Raw genomic sequence first — 18,933 nt, forward strand, 5'->3', positions numbered from 1 at the left:
CGGCGTGCGATTCCAGTAACTTACGTTTGGCTCGCAATCCACTGCGCGAAATCGTACGCGGTCACCTGCTGACCTTCCTTTGAACTGTCGTCGCTATACAAGTCCCAGAACTTGGTCGCAAAAAGCTCAAAATTTTTGTCGACACTGTAGAGATACTCGCCGCCCCAGGGGGTTGGATCGCCTTCGTCAGCAGGTAGGTGATTCTCGTAGTCGAGAACAGGCCAGTATCCGTGCTCCCAAACCCCGGCGCGGCGGGCTTCGCCGTACCCGGTGTCCATGGACCCACGTACAAGGTCCCGTATGGAAAAGTTGGGCACCCGACCGGGATCGTCGTCTGAGACGAACTGGACTGAAGAACTGGAGAAGTGTGGTGGCGTGGACCGCGTTCCATCAACGCTTTCAACGCAGTCCCACCAGTCGACCGCTTCAGCTAGATTATCGATGGCAAGCGGCAGGAGGAGTCGTCCGAAAGAGGGCCTCCCTTCGACTCGCACCCAAGATTCTCTGTGTCGAAGCCACGTGCGGGAGCCGGACTGCAGTGCGATTCCGCTAACCTCGTCATTTTTTTCATTACTTATCAGCGAAGCTTCAGCAGAGCAGGTCAGAATTGGACGAACAGATTCCCAGGTGAGCTTGCTCTCGTCAACCAAGCGAAACAGCAGTGCATCAAAAGTTGGGATAACCCGAAAGGGAGCGCCAAGAGCTAGGGCGGCCGCAATTCGAAAGTCGCGGGCCGCTCCTTCACTGGCCCGTGGAAAGTGAGACGAAGACTCTTGAAGTAAATTTCGGGCGTGTTCGACTAGGACAGATCGCTGGAAACGCTTACCCAACGCGAGGTCGTCCTTGAGCGTCCATTGGCCTTCCGAACTGCGGTTCCACAGGAGGCCTTGAGTAGCGAGCTCAACTTCGAGATAAGAGCTCCCAGCCAGGCGGCGAACGAACAACTGCTGTTCTTTCGTGCCAAAAATCTCGTAGGCGATAGCAGATCTTTCGCCTTCATGGTCGTACCACGCCACGGCTTGTTCGGTTAGGTAGCCTACCTCTACGCCGATGCCGGACTCATCAGATTGAGATAAATCGAATAGAGACCATTCGTCGCCCGGTGCGTTTAGAAAGAACCAGGCGTCCTCATCCATGGGCTGAGAAGTGTTGAGCCACTGGCCGTCTGTACGGTACTGGCAGCTAGCGGACCCACCAATGATGTAGCGGACGAGAAAGAGCTCGTCATCCCCGTCGGGGCGAGGGCACTTGACAAATTGAAGTTGCCACTTCTGATCGTTTTCCGCACCTGCATTGGTTTCCGGCACAAAGTCGTTACCTCCGTGCTGCACCTAGACCTGCTTTCGTTATCGAATTGAGAAAAGTGTCCCATGCAGGGATGACATCGTGCGGACAGCCCGATCGCGAATCACGGCAGGGCAGGCAAGCGGTTGCCGTGCCTCTAGTATGTTTGGTTGACCACCAGCCTCTTAGCGGCCCGCATAAGCTCTGTTGATGGTATTGGGGAACCACGAAGTACAGGAGCAGGTCTTGACAGTTACAGCCACACACCGGGAACTCAACGTCGCACCCGGTTCGGTGGTCCGTGTCCGGGACGAGGACTGGCTCGTCACCAGCGTCGAGAAATCGGTAGATGGCACCCTCATAAGGGTCCAGGGCCTCAGCGAGCTTGTCAGGGACACTACGGCCGCCTTTTACTCCGCGCTGGACACCATCGAAGTTGTGGACCCAGCCAAGTCCAAGGTTGTGGCCGATGACACCCCCAACTACCGCCGGGCCCGCCTGTTCCTGGAGACCACCCTCCGCAAGACGCCGACGCCGCAGTCGGCGGAGTACCTGACTGTCTCCACCCGCATGCTGTCGCGGAACCTCAAGTACCAGCAGATCGCCGTCGCGAAGGCCCTGGACACCAAGAACATCCGCCCGCGCATCCTGATCGCCGACGCCGTCGGCCTAGGCAAGACCCTCGAGATCGGCATGATCCTCAGCGAGCTGGTCAAGCGCGGCCGCGGCGAACGCATCCTGATCGTCACCCCGCGCCACGTGCTGGAGCAGATGCAGCACGAGCTCTGGTGCCGCTTCGCTCTGCCGTTCGTCCGCCTCGACTCTGCCGGCATCCAGAAGGTCCGGCAGAAGCTCCCGGCCACGCGCAACCCCTTCACCTATTACAAGCGGGCCATCATCTCGATGGACACGTTGAAGAGCCCCCGCTACCGGGCCCAACTCGGCAAACTGCACTGGGACGCTGTGGTCATCGACGAGGCCCATAACGTCACCAACACCCAGGCGCTGGCAGGGGAGCTCGCGCAAGTACTCGCTCCGAACACCGAAGCCCTCATCCTGGCCTCCGCCACCCCGCACAACGGACGCAACAAATCGTTCGCGGAAATCCTGCGTCTGCTGGACCCCACCGCTGTCCGCCCGGACGGCACCTTCGACCCCAATCACGTGGAGAACCTCATCATCCGCCGGCACCGGCACAGCCCCGAGGTCGCTCAGGAAGTCGGCGCGGATTGGGCCGAGCGCGAAGAACCGGACAACAGGCTCGTCTCCGCCTCCGCCGCGGAGAACGCTATCGCCGAGGAGCTCTCCGACGTCTGGCTCTACCCGGAAGGCAAGCCGGCACCGTATTCGGGCCAGAACGGTGCGTTGTTCTCCTGGATCCTTGCCAAGGCGTTCCTCTCCAGCCCCGCTGCGCTTCTCGAAACCGTCACCGAGCGACTCAGGAAGCTCGACGCCGATTCACCGTCCGAGGCCAAGGAAACCGGAGCCCTCAAACGCCTCACCAAGCTCACCGAGTCCGCCAACACCGGCGACTCCGCCAAGTACACCGAGCTCGTCAGCTACCTGAAGAAGATCGGCGTCGGCAAAGGCTCCCCGATGCGGGCAGTTGTCTTCGCCGAGCGCGTCGCCACCCTCAAATGGCTCCAGGAAGCACTGCCCAAGGCCCTCGGCCTCAAGCCGGAAAACCTCGGCCTCCTGCACGGCGGCCTCAGCGACGTCGAGCAGCAAAGCATCGTGGACCAGTTCAAGCGCGGAAACAGCCCGCTGCGCGTCCTGGTCACCGGCGACGTCGCATCCGAGGGCGTGAACCTGCACTCCGAATGCCATCACCTGATCCACTTCGACATCCCCTGGAGCCTGATCCGGATCGAACAGCGGAACGGCCGCATTGACCGGTTCGGCCAGCGCCAGAAGCCGCAGATCACTACACTGCTCCTGAACCCGCACAACACCCGTTTTTCCGGCGACATCAAGGTCCTGACGCGCCTGATGGAACGCGAGTACGAGGCCCACGCCGTCCTCAACGACGTCGCCTCCCTAATGGGGCAATACAGCGTCAAGCAAGAGGAAGACGCCATCCGCGACGTCCTGCTCGGCAAGAAGAACTTCGAGGACGTTGTCGGAGTGCCCGACGCCGATCCGGACTCGGGCGACCTCTGGGACTTCCTCGACTTCGAGGCCTTGCAGGAAGCTGGGGAAACGGAGGCCATCCCGGTGGAGAAACCGCTCGGTCTCTACTCCACGGACCTGGATTTCCTTGACGAGGCCCTCAACGAGGCCTTCGGTGACCCGCACAAGGTCCTCGGCTGGACGGTCCACGCCGGCCACGGCCTCGCCGAGCTCAACCCGCCGGTCGACCTCCAGCACCGCCTCGGCTACCTCCCGCAGGACTACCTGTCGGAGCGGCGCGTCACCGAGCGCCTTAAACTCGCCACGACCGTCGACGCTGGCACCCGGGAACTGAACCGCGCCCGCGAATCCGATGACATGAGCTGGCCCGAGGCCCACTACCTGGGCCCGCTCCACCCCGTCCTGGACTGGGCCAGCGACCGGGCCCTGTCCTCGATGTCACGCAGCGAAGTCCTCGTGGTACGCGGCGACGTGGACGCCGCCCAAGTCCTGCTCATGGGAACGTTGATGAACCGCCGCGGGCAGGTGGTCTCCAAAGCCTTCATCGCGGTGGACTTCCCCGACCCCGCCAACCCGACGTTTTGTCTCTCCGAACCCCTCGAGGATCTGGGTGCGCACCTGAGCAGCATCGGCGTCGACGCCAAGGCGACCAACCCTGGACCGGTCACGGTTAACGGGCTGCAGGCACTGTTGCCGCAGGCGGTGGAGAGCGCCCGGCAGACCATGCAGCTAACGTTCGAGGCAGCCGCCAACTCTGCCAACCAGCGCCTGCAGGCCTGGAAGGACCGGGCCACGGGCTGGACCCAGCTGTCCTTCGACTTCGCTCAGCGGGCGGAAGTGAAAAAGCAACGCGAGCGTGTCAGCGAGGAGCAGCGCATCGCGGAGTCGCTCGCCCCCGCCCAACGCCTGGTCCGCCCCCTCCTGATCGTCGTTCCCCGCGCAACCCCTGCCGCCGTCCCGGAAGGTGCTGACCAGTAATGCCGTCCTTTGATTCAATCGTTGTAGGCGAAGACTGGATTAGCGAACACTTCTTCACCACGGCCTCCACCAAGGAATCCTTCCAGGCCGAAGTCGTCAAACTCCGCAAGAACTGGGACCAGGCAGCCAAGGATGGCCACTCCACCACCCCGACCCGCTTCGCCGAGGTCCGCGGACGCCTCCAGATCGTGCTGGCCGGGCTCTCGGAAGACCCGGCGGCTGCGTCCGAGGCCTACGCAATCCTGCGCGGCGCCCTCGGTTTTAAGGGCCCGACGGCGTCCGTCACCTTCGAGCGCAGCGGTACCGAGACGCTCGTCCCCGGCGTGTGGACGACGGAGAGCTCCGAGGTCCTGCTCGTCGAGGCCGCTCCCGCTGACGCGCTAGAAGACGTGCTCTCCACTGTGCTTCCGCTCGGGCGCGTTCTGGTGGACGGCAAGGAGCCGTCCCCAGCGCTCTCGGTGGCGAAGGCCGTGTCCGAGGCCTACCTTTCGGACAAAGCCCCGAAGTTCGTGGTGATTATGGCCGGCCGCTGGCTGGTGCTGACGGAACAGGAACGCTGGGCCGAGGGCCGCTACCTGGCCGCGGACGCGCTTCTGGTCGCGGACCGCAACGACACCAAGAAGGACGCCGAGACGGACCGTTTCGTGGCGATCTTCGGCCGCGACTCCCTCATGCCGACGCCGGACGGCTCCATCTGGTGGGACGGTGTTCTCGAGGCCTCCGTCAAACACACCGTGGGCGTCTCCCAGGACCTGCGTGAAGGCATCCGCCGCTCCATCGAAATCATCGCCAACGATGTCCTGGACCGCCGCCGTGCAGCGGGTCTGGGTGTCGAAGACGTGGACGGTCAGGTCTTGGCCCGCCAGTCCCTGCGTTTCCTCTACCGGATCCTCTTTCTGCTCTACGCGGAGGCCTCCCCGGAGATGGGCGTCCTCCCGGTCGGAGCCGGCGAATACAACGAGGGCTACGGTCTCGACCGACTGCGGGAACTGACCCTGGTCAACATCCAGTCCCCGGAGTCCCGTCGCGGCACCCACATTTACGAATCGCTAGCGCAGCTTTTTCACTTGGTGGACAACGGCCACGCTCCGGGAGGGGCAAGCCCCTCCGAGGATGCCTCCGGCGAGAACGAAGGCCTGGTCTTCCAGCCGCTCAAGGCCGACCTCTTCCACGACGCCGCAACGTCCCTCATCAACGACACCAGGCTCAGCAACGCAGAGCTACAGCGAGTCCTGCAACACCTCTTGCTCAGCAAGGAAACCAAGGGCAAAGATCGCGGCTTCATTTCATACGCGGAACTGGGCATCAACCAGCTCGGGGCCGTCTACGAGGGCCTGATGTCCTATACGGGGTTCATCGCTGCCGAGCCCCTGCACGAGGTGGCCAAAGACGGGAACCCGGACAAGGGTTCCTGGGTAGTCCCGGTGGACCGTTCCGAGTCCATTGACGCCAAGCACTTCGTGGTGGAAGTGGACGAACGAACGGGGGAACGGCGCCCGGTGCTGCACCCCGCGGGTTCCTTTGTTTTCCGACTCGCCGGCCGCGAACGCCAGCAATCCGCCTCCTATTACACCCCCGAAGTGCTGACCAAGTTCGTCGTGTCCCAGGCCCTCGAAGAACTGCTGGACCAGAACGAGCAAAAGACCGCAGCCGACGACATCCTGAACCTGACGGTCTGCGAGCCGGCCCTGGGGTCCGGCGCGTTCGCCCTGGAAGCTGTCCGACAGCTCGCCGACGAGTACCTGAAGCGCAAGCAGGATGAGCTGGACGTCCGGATCCCCGCGGACGAATACCCACAGGAGCTCCAGAAGGTCAAGGCTCAGATCGCCCTGCACCAGGTCCACGGCGTGGACCTGAACTCGACAGCGGTGGAACTCGCCGAAGTCTCGCTCTGGCTCGACACCATGGTGAAGGACCTCCAGGCGCCGTGGTTCGGGCTGCGCCTTCGCCGCGGCAACTCCCTGATCGGCGCCCGCCGGGCCACCTACTCACGGCAGTCAGTCAACGACAAGTCGTGGCTGAAGACTCCACCGCAGGACGCGCCCTTGACCGGGCTCGTCGAGGCCATGACCGCCGAGACTGACGATCCCAACGCAGTGGGCCGCGTCCACCACTTCCTGCTCCCGGCCGAGGGCTGGGGCGCGGCCGCCGACGCCAAGGAGGTCAAGGACCTGGCAGGGGAAGCCCAGCGGGAGCTCAAAGCCTGGCGTACCAAAATCAAGTCCAAACCCAGCAAGACCCAGGTCGAACGGCTTGTCGGCCTCGGCCGCCGCGCGGAATCGCTGTGGAAGCTCACGCTGCGCCGGCTCCAGGTCGCCGAGGCCGAGGCCCGCCGGAACATCGACTACTTCGGCAAACACCCCTCGGTTGTCGAGCCCGGCGATGCAGGCACTCGGGCCCAGGCCGTCACCCGCGAGCAGATTGAGCAGACCCTCAACGACCCGAACGGCGCCTATCAGCGACTCCGCCGTGTCATGGATGCCTGGAATGCGCTGTGGTTCTGGCCACTGACCGAGCGGGCGACAGGCGGGGCAACACCGCCGACCCTGGACGAATGGCTCGCCGCGCTGGAAGCGATTCTTGGTCTGCAGGGCAAAGAGTCCAAGATGGCAGGGCAGCAGACCTTTGGTGCCTCCTCGTCCTGGGAAGAACTGAACGACGCCGAACGGTCCGACCTCGGCTTCGCCCTGGCGTCCGACATTGACATCGCCAAGAAACAACACGGATGGCTGCAGGTGTGCGAGAACATCGCCGCCGATCAGGGGTTCTTCCACTGGGAGCTGGACTTCGCACCTGTATTTGGACGCGGAGGATTTGATCTTCAGGTGGGTAACCCGCCCTGGGTAAGACCCGACTGGGATGAGCGTGCGATATACGCGGAGTACGATCCCTGGTGGCAGTTGAACGCCCGGCAGTCGCAGGCACTTGTGAGCAAGAAGCAGGCCGAAGCCAAGGCCAACCCCTACCAACGCGACTACATGTGTAGCCAAGCGGCAACAATAATCGGCTTACGGGTGATGCTCTCGTCTTCCTGCGTGTATCCGATCGTGTCAGGTCTTCGGCCAGACCTCTACCGATCGTTCATGGAGCGGACCTGGAGGTCTGCGTCCGAGAAGGGGGTTGTATCGCTTATCCACCCCGAATCTCACTTCAGCGAAAAGCGCGCAGGGGATTTGCGAGCAGCCAGCTACCGGCGACTTCGTCGACACTGGCAATTTAGGAATGCGATGTTCCTGTTCCCCGAAATCCATGATGGTGTCAGCTTCGGCGTCCACGTGTACGGAATCGAGCAGGCGGCTGCAAAATTCCGTATGGCCGCTTCCCTATATCATCCCGACACTGTCTCACGATCGGAAATGCACAGCGGTGTCGGCGATTTACCTGGTCTTAAAGATGGAGAAGGTAAATGGGATACCCGGCCTCACGCGGAACGGATTATTGACGTCGACGAATCAGTCCTCGCTGTGTGGGCTGACATGGTTGACGACTCAGGAACGCCCCCTATTGAAGCCCGCATGCTTTACCCAGTTAATCGTGCGAGCTCACAGTTGCTCAAGCAGGTGGCAGTCGTACCAAGACTAGCGCTGGCAGGTTTCGAGATTTCGCGGGGGTGGGATGAGGGCGCAGACCGGCGTCGCGGTCGATTTGACGTGGGATCCGCGGTGGTCGAGAGCTGGAGCCAGGCGATCCTTATGGGCCCCCATTTCACGCTGGCTAACCCGTTTGTGAAGCAGCCAAACCCTTCGATGCGTAGCAACCAAGATTGGACAGAAATCGATCTAGAAGAGCTACTGCCGCACTTTATCCCTCGTACCAGTTATCAACCCGTCGGCGACCTCGCCGAATTTCGTAACGAATACACGAAATGGGGGGATGCCCGGTCCGTAAACGCTCAGGACCGCTATCGGCTTGTGTGGCGCCGAATGGCCGGGGTTAGTAATGCCCGAAGTCTCCAGCCCGCAATCATCCCACCTGGCCCGACTCACGTTGACAACGTCAACGCGTTGGGGTTTGCAACGGAGGGAAGTGATGGCCTGCTTCTGCAGATAGCAGGGTATCTCTCGTCTCTTGTGGCAGACTTCCTGATTCGCGTGACGGGGGCGTCAAAGATCAACCCTGACTCTCTGGAGAAGCTACCGTTCGATCCAAATTTCCGGCTGAGGAACGAACAGGGACGACGCGCGGCGGAGTTGAACTTCCTAACCGAAGATTACCGGGACCTCTGGAACAGCACTCAGGGAAGTCCGTTCGAGCTACAGTTAGCGGCACGAATCGCTTCCAGTCGCCGTAACCTGTTGGTCGAGTTGGATGCATTGGCCGCCCTGATGCTCGGAATTGATATTGAGCAGTTGTGCTCGATCTACCGGGTCTACTTTCCCGTTCTTGTTGGGTATGAGAACACGGATCTATATGACGCAAACGGTCGTAAAATTCCTGGTGATTTGAATAGGCGATTCCGGAAGGATGGCGAGAACTTGAATCTCGAGGAACGGACCTGGACCCACCCGCAGAGCGGCGTCGATTACGTCTTCGAGTTCCCGTTCCAGAGTTTTGACCGCGAGGAAGACATGCGGAAGGCTTACGCGCACTTCTCGAGCATGCTGGAGGAGAAACCCTGATGTCTGAGCTTCTGCCCACCACCCAGGCCGGGGATCTGCGCCGCGGGCTCTCCGACTACCTCGCCACCACGTTCGCTCTGACGGACGGGAACGCGCGGTCCGCTATCAAGGACTTCCTCGCGGATCCGGATCAGGGGCTCTTCAAGGGCGCCTACGTCCGGCTGCGACTTCCGTTCGAAACCGCCGAGCCCGGCTGGCGAGACTGCCTGGACTGGTACGAGGGCTTCGAACCCTACGGCCACCAGGCCGAGGCCTTCCAGCGGCTCAGCAGCAAAGGCACTGGTGGGGCACGCCGTCGCCCGGAGCCCACGCTGGTCACCACCGGTACCGGTTCCGGAAAGACCGAGGCGTTCCTGTACCCGATCCTGGACCACGTGCTGCGCTCCAAACGGGACGGCATCACCGGGATCAAGGCGCTCATCCTCTACCCGATGAACGCCCTGGCCAATGATCAGGCCAAACGCCTGGCCGAGCTGCTGACCACCCACTCCGAGCTGTCTGGGATCACCGCCGGCATCTACACCGGCCAGAAGGACACCAACCGCACCAAGGTGGCCCGGGACGGACTGATTAACGACCGCGACGTGTTCCACCAGGACCCGCCGGACATTCTGCTGACCAACTACAAAATGCTGGACATGCTCCTGCTCCGCCACACCGACGCACCGCTGTGGCAGAAGTCCGCGACCAGCCTGCAATACGTGGTCCTGGACGAATTCCACACCTACGACGGCGCCCAGGGCACCGACGTGGCCATGCTGCTGCGCCGGCTCGGCCTGACGCTCAAGAGTTATTGGTCGGACGACCTGACGGACCGTCCCCACGGGCTGGGCGAAGAAGACCGTGCCCGGCCCCTTGGCCGGGCCACGCCCGTCGCCACATCCGCAACGCTGGGCAGCAAAGGCGACCCAAATGCGATGCTCCGCTTCGCAGAGACTGTCTTCGGCGAGGTCTTCCCACCCGACTCCGTCGTCACCGAATCCCGGCTCACTCAGGAGGCCTGGACCCAGCTCGGCACCGGAACCGTTCAGTGCCGGGACCTGCATGCCGTCGCCGGCGGCATCACCGCCACCAACAAAGCCGTCGAGAAGCTGCGCGAGGCCGGCGGCGGCCCGGAAGTCGTCGTCGGGCCCGTCCTGGACGCGCTCTTCGACGAACGTCCCTTAGACCTTCTGGACGCGATGCGCACGCATCCGCTGACCGCGGCCCTGCTGACGCATGCGAGTACCGCCGTCGCACTCTCGGACCTGACCAACGCCGTCTTCCCGTCCCATTCACTGCCCGCTGGCGTGAGGCCGGACGCCGCGGAGGAATTCATCTCCCACGTCATCGCACTGCTCAGCCACATCCGCGCCCGCTACGGCAGGGCCGCCCTCACCGTGGAAACGCACCTGTGGATCCGCGAGATGTCCCGCGTGGACGCCGCCGTGGACACGTCCCCGCGCTTCCGCTGGGCGGACGACGGTGTGGACCAGTCTCATGACATGTTCCTGCCAGCGCTCTATTGCCGGCACTGTGGCCGTTCCGGCTGGGGCGCCGTCCTGGCGCCCACCGGCCTGGACCTGGAGCTGGACGACTCCAAGATCCGGGAAGCACGCGTCACCAACAACCCGCGCTTCCGGACTCTCATCTCGGCCGCCGCTGAGGCGGACATCATCGAATTCCACCAGGACGGCTCGGAGCAGGTGCAGGGCTTGCACTGGCTGCACACTGTCAACCGTGGCCTCTCCACCACGCCGCCAAAAGCAGACAGCGCCGACCTCGCCGAAGGGCGGGTCATTCCCGTTCTGATGCTCACCGGGCAGGACGCGGACGACCAGTCCAAGAAGGACGTCTGCCCGTCCTGCCTGGCCAAGGACGGCATAGCCTTTATGGGCAGCGCCATCGCCACCATGCTCTCCGTAAGCATCTCCAACCTGTTCGGCGCCGAGGGCCTGAACGACGAGGAAAAGAAAGCCCTCGTCTTCACCGACAGCGTCCAGGACGCCGCGCACCGGGCGGGGTATGTCCAGTCCCGATCCCACACCATGACGCTCCGCACCGCCCTGCGGCGCGCCCTCGGCGAGCAGCCGGCTACGCTAACGGAACTCGTTGACGCCGCGATTTCCCGCGCGGATACACCCGGGGCGCGCTACCAGCTGATCGCCCCCGAATTCGTGGACCGGCAAAGCTTCCGCCCGTTCTGGGACCCAAAGGCTTCCCCGGCGGAACGCGTCCGGGCCCGGCGCTTCGCCAAACGCCGGCTGCAGTTCGACGCCCTCCTGGAGCTCGGCCTCCAGTCCCGGACCGGCCGGACCCTGGAGCTCACCGGGTCCCTGGCCGTCGAAACCGACGCCGGCAACCCCACCCGCATGCTCTCCGTGGCCCGGAAGGCCTATGACTCGGCCCTTCACCAGACCATGGTCGGGGAGGCCGTGCCCACGCAGCAGCAGCTCCTGCAGTGGATCCGCGGCACCGTGGAAAGAGTCCGTCTCCAGGGCGGCGTCCACCACGAATGGCTCAAGGGCTACATCGCGACCGACGGCAAACGCTGGCAAATCTGGGGCGGACGGCCCAAGGGCGAAGGCATGCCCGCGTTCCCCTCCGGCCGGCCGGCCCCGGCCTTCCCTCGGATCGGCAACGCCGCCGCAGCCACCGACAACCTGGACGGCGTTACATCCTCGGCATCCTGGTACGCACGATGGACAGCCCGCTGCCTCGGCGTCGCCCCCGCCGACAGCGGCTACCTTGCCAAGGCCCTCATCACGGCACTTGCAGACGACGGAACCCTCGGCAGCTCCAAGACAAACTCCGGCGCCGATGTCTACTGGCTCGACCCGGAGAAGATCGTGCTCTCCGTCCCGGACGCCGAGGATCTGGCCGCAGGGCGGCACACCGTTCAGTGCAGGGTCTGCCAGGCCATAACCCCCGGAAGCCTCACTGTCATCGACCAGCTGGTCGGAGGCCCCTGCACCCTGGTCCGCTGCAGCGGAACCTTGCAGCGGCACGCCGCCGACGCCCGGAACTTCTACCGGGACCTGTACTCCTCACGCGAAAGCAAGCGGGTGGTGGCCCGGGAACACACGTCGCTGCTTGACGATGCAACAAGGATCCTCTACGAAACGCAGTTCAAGTCTGGCGCCGACAACCCGCAGGCCCCCAATGTCCTGGTAGCCACTCCGACGCTGGAGATGGGCATCGACATCGGGGACCTGTCCTGCGTGATGCTGGCCTCGCTGCCGACATCCGTAGCCTCCTACCTGCAACGGGTCGGCCGGGCCGGCCGTCTGACCGGCAACTCCCTCGTCCTCGCTTTCGTGCGTGGCCGCGGCGAGCACCTGCCCAAACTCCACGAACCGCTCTCCGTCATCAACGGCGAGGTCCGGCCGCCCGCGACCTACCTGGACGCCGAAGAAATCCTGGGACGCCAGTATGTAGCCCACGTCGCGGACCGCTTCGCCCGGGCTGTGGGCCGGCCGCACCCGGTTGACGCCATCCAGGCCCTCGGGAGCGTTGCGCCTGGATCGTTCATCGGGGACCTGATCGAGGACGCCACGGGGAATGCTACCGGGTATCTCACCGATTTCCTGGACCAGTTCGGCGAACGGATTTCCCCCGACAGCGCCGCCCGCCTTGCAGCGTGGGCGTCACGGCACGACGACGGCGAGCCCAGCGGCCTCGGCCGTCGTCTGGTCCGGGCGGCGGGGGAGTGGAAGGCCGACGTCGACGAACTGGACGCCCGCCGCAAGGAAATCGGCAACGCCCTGCCCGAGCTGGAGGCAGCGGCCGCCCAGGCGGAACGGTTGGACGACAAAACCTCCGACGCGCACCAGGCCCTTCGGACGGCCAAAGCCACGCTCAAGATGATCCGGGACCAGCTCAAGCAGCTCCGCGGTCAGTACTGGATTTCGGTCCTGGAGGCCTACGGGGTGCTGCCGAACTACACGCTCCTGGATGACTCGGTCAGCCTGGACGTTGGGATGTCCTGGAAGGACGCGGACACGCAGGAGTTCGTTACGGACACTGTGTCGTACAACCGTGGCGCTTCGGTGGCCTTGAGCGAATTTGCGCCCGGCGCCACGTTTTACGCGCAGGGCATGGAAATCCTGATCGACGCCGTGGACCTGGGCCCGCAGCAGAGCCATATCCAAAAATGGCAGGTATGTCCGCAATGCGGCTGGATCAAGACTAACCTCGGTGCCGCCGCGGCCGTGCAGAACTGTCTGCGCTGCGGCACCTCGGCCATCGCGGACCTGGGCCAGGTCCTCGACGTCGTGGTCATGAAGAAGGTCTCCGCCGAGGTCCGCCGGGACGAGGCCGCGATCAATGACCGGCGGGACAACCGAGTGCGGGAACGCTTCACGATTGTTGCCGCGGCAGACATCGACCCGCAGCACCTGCAGAAGCGCTGGTTTGTGGAGGGCTACGACTTCGGCGCCGAATATTTTAACCGGGTGGACATCCGGTGGCTCAACACAGGCCGGACCGCCTCCAACGGCGGAGTGCGGACCATCGCCGGCGACGACGTCCGGACACCCATGTTCCGGCTATGCTCCTACTGCGGCCAGCTGGACCAGTCCTCCAAGGAGAATCTGCCCACCGAGCACCGGTTCTGGTGCAAATACCGCAAGGCAGCCCAAGAAAGCGTCAGGGAAGTTGTGCTGGCCCGAGAACTGAACACCCAGGGCGTAGTACTGCATCTGCCCCTCGACGTGACCTACGGCGACGACTTCTCCGTCCCCAGTCTCCAGGCAGCCTTGCTGCTGGGTCTCCAGAAAGTCCTGGGCGGAGCCCCGGACCACCTTGGTGTGCTGCGGATCAACGATCCGTCGCACGGCGGGAACCGGATTGCCCTCATGCTGCACGACAAAGTCCCCGGCGGCACCGGCTACCTGGCCGAGTTCGCCAATGCCGAGCGTGTGTGGGAACTGCTGCACGCCGCGTGGCAGACCGTGCGGGACTGCAGCTGCCGCTTCGAGGAGCGGCTGGCGTGCCAGCACTGCCTGCTTCCCTTCGCCGATCCGTGGACGGTGGATAAGGTGGCGCGGGCCAGCGCCGAACGCCTGCTTGGCCTGCTCTTGCGCTCCGGCGAGGCGGCCATAGATGGCGCCGTCCCGCCGTCGTTCTCCGACTGGGCTGTCACCGAAGAGGCGCCCGACGCCGAGACCTCGATCGAGTCGCTGCTGGAAAAGCGGTTCCGGAAGGCCTGGATGGACCGGCTGAAAGCGGTGGGCGCACACACGAAGGTGACCCCCGGAGCGCTGGCGGACACCATCACCTTCCGGATCCCCGGGCAGCAATTCCAATGGCAGCTCATCCCGCAGGTGGACGTCGCCGGAACCCGCCCCGACTTCCTGCTTAAGGGACCGCCGGACCCGAACTTCCCCGTGCTGGCGATCTACACGGACGGCTTCACCTTCCATGCGTCCCCGGAACACAACAGAATCGCGGACGACGCTAACAAGCGCGACAAACTCCGGCACAGCTCTGAGCTATCCGGGGCCGTAGTGCCGTGGGCCGTGACGTGGCAGGACGTGGAAGCATTCGAAGCCGGTCCCTCGGCGCCGGTGGTGCTGCCTTCCTGGGCCAATGCCAAGCTCAACGCGCAGCTCATGGCCAACTATCCCGTGAATGCCGGGATCATGGATCTGCTGGGCCGGGACGCGATGGCAATGCTCTGGGAATGGGTCAACCGGCCGGATCCCGAGGCCTGGGCTAACTTCTCGGAGCTGGTGCCGCTCATGCTGATGGCGCAGCGGCCCGAGCCCGGCGACGCGGACGCGATGTACGCGCACGCGGCGGCGCTCTCCCAGGGCACTAAGCCGTCCCTGCCTGCGGGCACCGTGACGGCCTGGACGCACAGCTCGGGGAGTCTGGGGTTCGCGGCGGCCGGGTCGCCCAAGAGTCTGTCCACGATCGCCGTCGGGCTGTGTCTGGACGACAGAGCCGCAGCGGTCGGTTCTCCCTCACACGAAGCATCCTGGCGCGATTGGCTTCGGCTCTCCAACCTCCTGGCGTTCAAGCCGATCGGCTTGACGATCGGGTCGGTGATGTCTACGGTCAGCGCCGGCGGATCCGTGGAGGAAGAGTCCGCGCGGCTGGAGATGTCAGACGGGCTCAGCCCGGCCTGGAACGAACTGCTGGGACAGGCCACAGTGTTCGAAAAGACCCTTCTGCTGGCGATCGCCAATGCGGACATCAGTGTCCTGCCGGAACTCGGCTTCGAGGTGGACGGCCTACCGGTCTCGATCGCCTGGCCGGACTACCGGATCGCCGTCATGCTCGACGGCGACGACGGGCGCGCTGAACTTGAAGCCGCCGGCTGGGCCACCGTGGGAACAGACGTCGACGATATTCGTGAACTGCTGAAGACGAAGGGAGCTTGATATGGCGCTGGTGACATGGATCAAGCAGAAAGACAAGATCGACGGCACCATGAAGAACAAGGTGTACTCCTTCTTCGAGAAGCTCCAGAAGGATGACACCGCGCCCGGGCTCCACATCGAACCCATGCATACGCCCGCGGACCCCCGCGTGCGAACGGGCCGGATCGACCTCAACTACCGGGCCGTGCTCTTCAAAGTCGCCTTCGACACCATCCCGCACTACTTCTACTACGGCGCCTGGCCGCACGACGAGGCAATCGACATCGCCCGATCCAGCGTGCTGCAAGTGAACTCCGTCAACGGCGTCCTGGAGGTCATCCGGGCCTCGACGCCCGACGGCGATATTCCTCCTGGCCTGCGCGTTCCTCCCGTCGCGTCGGTTGTTCCTGATGCTCCGACGCCGGAGACCGACGTCGAGCCTAGGGTGCCGGATGAGAAGCCCGGGGCGCGTCAGGATGAGACCCCCGAAGCCTGGATCAGCCCGCTTCTGGGTTGCGGCATGGTCCCAGCTGAACTGATTTCAGAACTCGGCCTCGGCGCAGATCTAGTGGGCCGGGCATTCGCGGCGTCCTCGGACGGAGAACTCCTCGACGTTTTGGACGAAGCGCCGGAGTGGCAGGCGACTGCGCTCCTTGAGTTGGCTGCCGGCACCTCCGTCCAGGAAGTCCAGGACAAGCTCGCGCTGAGCCGCTACGTGGACGACCCGCAGGCGACAGAAGAGGAGAAGATCCGGAAGTCCCTGGAGCATCCCGCCACGAAGATGCAATTCACATTCGTGGGTGACAACTCCGACGAGCTCAAAAAGGTCATCGAAGGTGGAGACTTCGATTCCTGGCGCACGTTCCTTCACCCGGAACAGCGCGTCTATTCGGAACGCCATTACAACGGCTCCTTCCGTCTCTCCGGCGGTGCCGGAACCGGCAAGACGGTGGTCCTACTCCACCGCGCCCGGATGCTGGCAGCGGCTGAACCGGCGTCGCGGATCGTTCTGACAACCTACACAACAACACTCGCTGATTCGCTGGAAAGCGGGTTGTCGAAGCTCGATGCCAATCTTCCACGGGCGGCAAAGCCCGGAGTACCCGGCATCTATATTTCCGGTGTGGATTCACTCGTCAGCAAGGTGTTTCGCGGTGCTCAGGAAATCGAGCAGCGCCGCGCCATGAAGGATCTTTTCGGGCTGGAGGTCTCTGCTCCGGGGAAGATTCTGGACGCTGACAGTGCCCGCCAGCAATGGGAGTCAGCCTTGGCCGACGTCGATCATCAGCTGGAGCTCGAGCTCGCCAACCCGACATTCCTCCAGCAGGAGTACGAAACGGTAATCCTGCCCAACTTCATCAGCGGCAAGGATGAGTATCTGAAGGTGCCCCGCGCCGGCCGCGGCACAGCATTGAACCGAGCGAAGCGGCTTGCTGTCTGGAAAGTCGTGGAAGCCTACAGGTACTACAACCGGATCGAAATGCATGCCTCGTTCGTGGAGCTGGCGCACCTCGCTGCTCTGGTGCTTCGCCAGCGTGCAGAGGCCAGCGGAGCACGTCTTGTTGATCATGTGCTGATCGACGAAGCGCAGGACTTGCACGCCGGCCACTGGCTGTTCCTCCGGGAACTGGTCCAGCAGGGGCCGGATGACCTCTTCATCGCGGAGGATTCGCATCAGCGCATCTACGGCCAGAAGGTCCCGTTATCCCGCTTTGGGATCGGCATCGTCGGCCGTTCCCGCAGGTTGACTCTCAACTACCGCACGACCCAGCAGAACCTGGCCTACGCCGTCGGACTTCTAAGCGGAGCTCCGGTTACGGATATTGAGGGCGATCAGGAGTCGATTAATGGCTATACCTCGTCGCGGGTAGGGCCGCGGCCAGAGGAAATAGCCTCTGCCTCGATCGCTGAAGAACTGGACAACCTTGCTGACTATCTGCGGAAGTGGAAAGTCGAGGGAGTGCCGCTGGAGACCGTCGGAATCCTGGTCCGCTCCAATTTCCAGGTCGGCAAAGTCATCAACGGGCTGAATGAACGCGATCTCGAAGCCAGGACGGCGGGTGCACCGACGTTGCCCGGTGTTCCGTCCGTGATGACAATGCACCGGTCCAAGGGCATGGAGTTCACCCGGGTCGTTCTTTTCGGGATTTCCGACCAAACCCTGCCGGCTTCCTATCAGGTGAAGGGCTTGGCGCCAGCCGAGCAGGCAGATGCCATTATGCGCGAGCGATCGCTGTTGTATGTTGCGGCAACCCGAGCGCGAGACGGACTCGTCGTGTCGTGGAGCGGGAAACCGTCGGAGCTGCTTGGTACAAAGTAGTTTCGATACTTATCAATTTCAGTCGCAACTAATTTGGGGGAGTAATGGCGGTTAGCACCGTTGGGAAAAAGGCGCGCTGGTGGGATGGTGACGCCTCACAGCGCTACTGGATGGAACTGGTCAACGTTGACACATGGGGGAGCGAGCTCATCGCACCAGATCTACCTGATTACGACTTGATGCACGATGTCCGGGTCGGAGATGTTGTGCTCCATTGGGTGGGGAAGAACAATCCTCGCGGCCATAAATCCGGCATGTACGGCGCTTCCGTCGTGGCCGGCGGACTGCGCCCGCGGGCCGGAGACTGGTTAGGCAAACCGGCAAACGTAATCCCACTAACCCGGTACACTCCATTGCCTCGACCGTACCTACTGACCGATCTGCGTGCCGACCATCAGTCCGACATCCTCGGCATCAAGGACCAACTCGAGCAGAAATTCGTGGTCAGTGGCGGGTTCACGATGTTTTTCCCTTTTCAGAAACACTCAACCAGTGGCTTGAAACCCAATCAGAGGTACCTGACGAAACTTCCGGCGGAAGTTCTCAGTGCAGCTCCAGACCTGCTGCCGGACAGCGACTGGGGCGGATTCGACATTCCGCTGGTTGCGCCGCCAGTCGGGGGACAGAACGGCGTCAAGCAGCGCTACGCGGGTTTTTGTGCTGACCCGATATTGAAGAAGGCCATTGAGATGCAGGCAGTCCGGCAAGCGATTGCTCACTACGAAACAGCCGGGTACAGCGTCGAAGACGTCGGCGCCTACCGGTCCTACGATTTGCTGGCCAAGCACGGAGACGAAGAGCGTCATATCGAAGTCAAGGGTTCGCAGGGATACGTCCAGAAGTTCATTCTGACGCGCAACGAGGTTACACACGCCAATGACTATGGCCCAACGGACCTGGTTGTGGTGGCGGACATCCAGTGGGAACGCCACCTCGACGGTTCTATCGACACCGAAGACGGCGCCATCAGCGTCTACCCCGATTGGCGGCCCTCTCCCGAGAACCTGAAACCGCTGAGCTACGAATACTTCCTGGACTAAGTCTGGTCTTGCGGGGGTGTCCCTATGTTTTTTGTCAAGCGGTTTGGGGAGCTTTTTCCTCGTAGAGTGTGCCGTTGCGGAGCATGGCGTGGATGACGTCGCAGCGGGGGGCGTGCAAGGCAGATGACGGCGGCGTTGTGTTTCTTGCCTTCGGCGCGTTTCCGGGCGTAGTAGGCCTTGGAAACGGGGTCGTGGCAGGAGGCGATCCAGGCGGACCT

Annotated in this window: 6 protein-coding genes and 1 pseudogene; 5 read left to right on the forward strand and 2 right to left on the reverse strand. The window is 63.3% G+C overall.

What is annotated here, in order from left to right:
• Nucleotides 1-20: 20 nt before the first annotated feature.
• The gene (locus ACZYX4_RS06335) at nucleotides 21-1,136 is read right to left on the reverse strand and encodes a hypothetical protein (protein ID WP_463874562.1); all 1,116 of its coding nucleotides are present in this window, start codon (nucleotides 1,134-1,136) and stop codon (nucleotides 21-23) included.
• 394 nt (nucleotides 1,137-1,530) lie between these two features.
• Between ACZYX4_RS06335 and ACZYX4_RS06340 the strand changes: the two genes are divergently transcribed.
• Genes ACZYX4_RS06340 through ACZYX4_RS06360 form a run of 5 tightly spaced genes read left to right on the forward strand, consistent with a single transcriptional unit; the run spans nucleotide 1,531 to nucleotide 18,715 of the window.
• Nucleotides 1,531-4,392: a helicase-related protein gene (locus ACZYX4_RS06340; protein ID WP_463874564.1), complete on the forward strand. Its 2,862-nt coding sequence runs from the start codon at nucleotides 1,531-1,533 to the stop codon at nucleotides 4,390-4,392.
• Nucleotides 4,392-9,011, forward strand: coding sequence for an Eco57I restriction-modification methylase domain-containing protein (locus tag ACZYX4_RS06345; protein ID WP_463874566.1), 4,620 nt, complete (start codon nucleotides 4,392-4,394; stop codon nucleotides 9,009-9,011). Before ACZYX4_RS06340 ends, ACZYX4_RS06345 begins: the two co-directional genes overlap by 1 nt.
• Nucleotides 9,011-15,376 (forward strand): DEAD/DEAH box helicase, encoded by a 6,366-nt coding sequence (locus tag ACZYX4_RS06350; protein WP_463874568.1) that lies wholly within the window; start codon nucleotides 9,011-9,013, stop codon nucleotides 15,374-15,376. The genes ACZYX4_RS06345 and ACZYX4_RS06350 overlap by 1 nt, the downstream gene beginning before the upstream one ends.
• A gap of 1 nt (nucleotide 15,377) precedes the next feature.
• Entirely contained in the window at nucleotides 15,378-17,675 is a 2,298-nt protein-coding gene (locus ACZYX4_RS06355) for a 3'-5' exonuclease (protein WP_463874569.1), read from the forward strand.
• 44 nt (nucleotides 17,676-17,719) lie between these two features.
• Nucleotides 17,720-18,715, forward strand: coding sequence for a protein NO VEIN domain-containing protein (locus ACZYX4_RS06360; protein ID WP_463874571.1), 996 nt, complete (start codon nucleotides 17,720-17,722; stop codon nucleotides 18,713-18,715).
• A 34-nt stretch (nucleotides 18,716-18,749) separates the two neighbouring features.
• On the opposite strand, the pseudogene ACZYX4_RS06365 reads toward ACZYX4_RS06360, so the two are convergent.
• A pseudogene (locus tag ACZYX4_RS06365) lies at nucleotides 18,750-18,933 on the reverse strand (IS110 family transposase); the annotation flags it as partial.

Source organism: Pseudarthrobacter leeuwenhoeki (genome assembly GCF_055412885.1).

Bases quoted from the DNA above. Each gene is read 5' to 3' on its own strand.
- ACZYX4_RS06335 (WP_463874562.1), bottom strand. From the start codon at position 1,136: ATGGATGAGGACGCCTGGTTCTTTCTAAACGCACCGGGCGACGAATGG.
- ACZYX4_RS06345 (WP_463874566.1), top strand. From the start codon at position 4,392: ATGCCGTCCTTTGATTCAATCGTTGTAGGCGAAGACTGGATTAGCGAA.
- ACZYX4_RS06350 (WP_463874568.1), top strand. From the start codon at position 9,011: ATGTCTGAGCTTCTGCCCACCACCCAGGCCGGGGATCTGCGCCGCGGG.
- ACZYX4_RS06355 (WP_463874569.1), top strand. From the start codon at position 15,378: ATGGCGCTGGTGACATGGATCAAGCAGAAAGACAAGATCGACGGCACC.
- ACZYX4_RS06360 (WP_463874571.1), top strand. From the start codon at position 17,720: ATGGCGGTTAGCACCGTTGGGAAAAAGGCGCGCTGGTGGGATGGTGAC.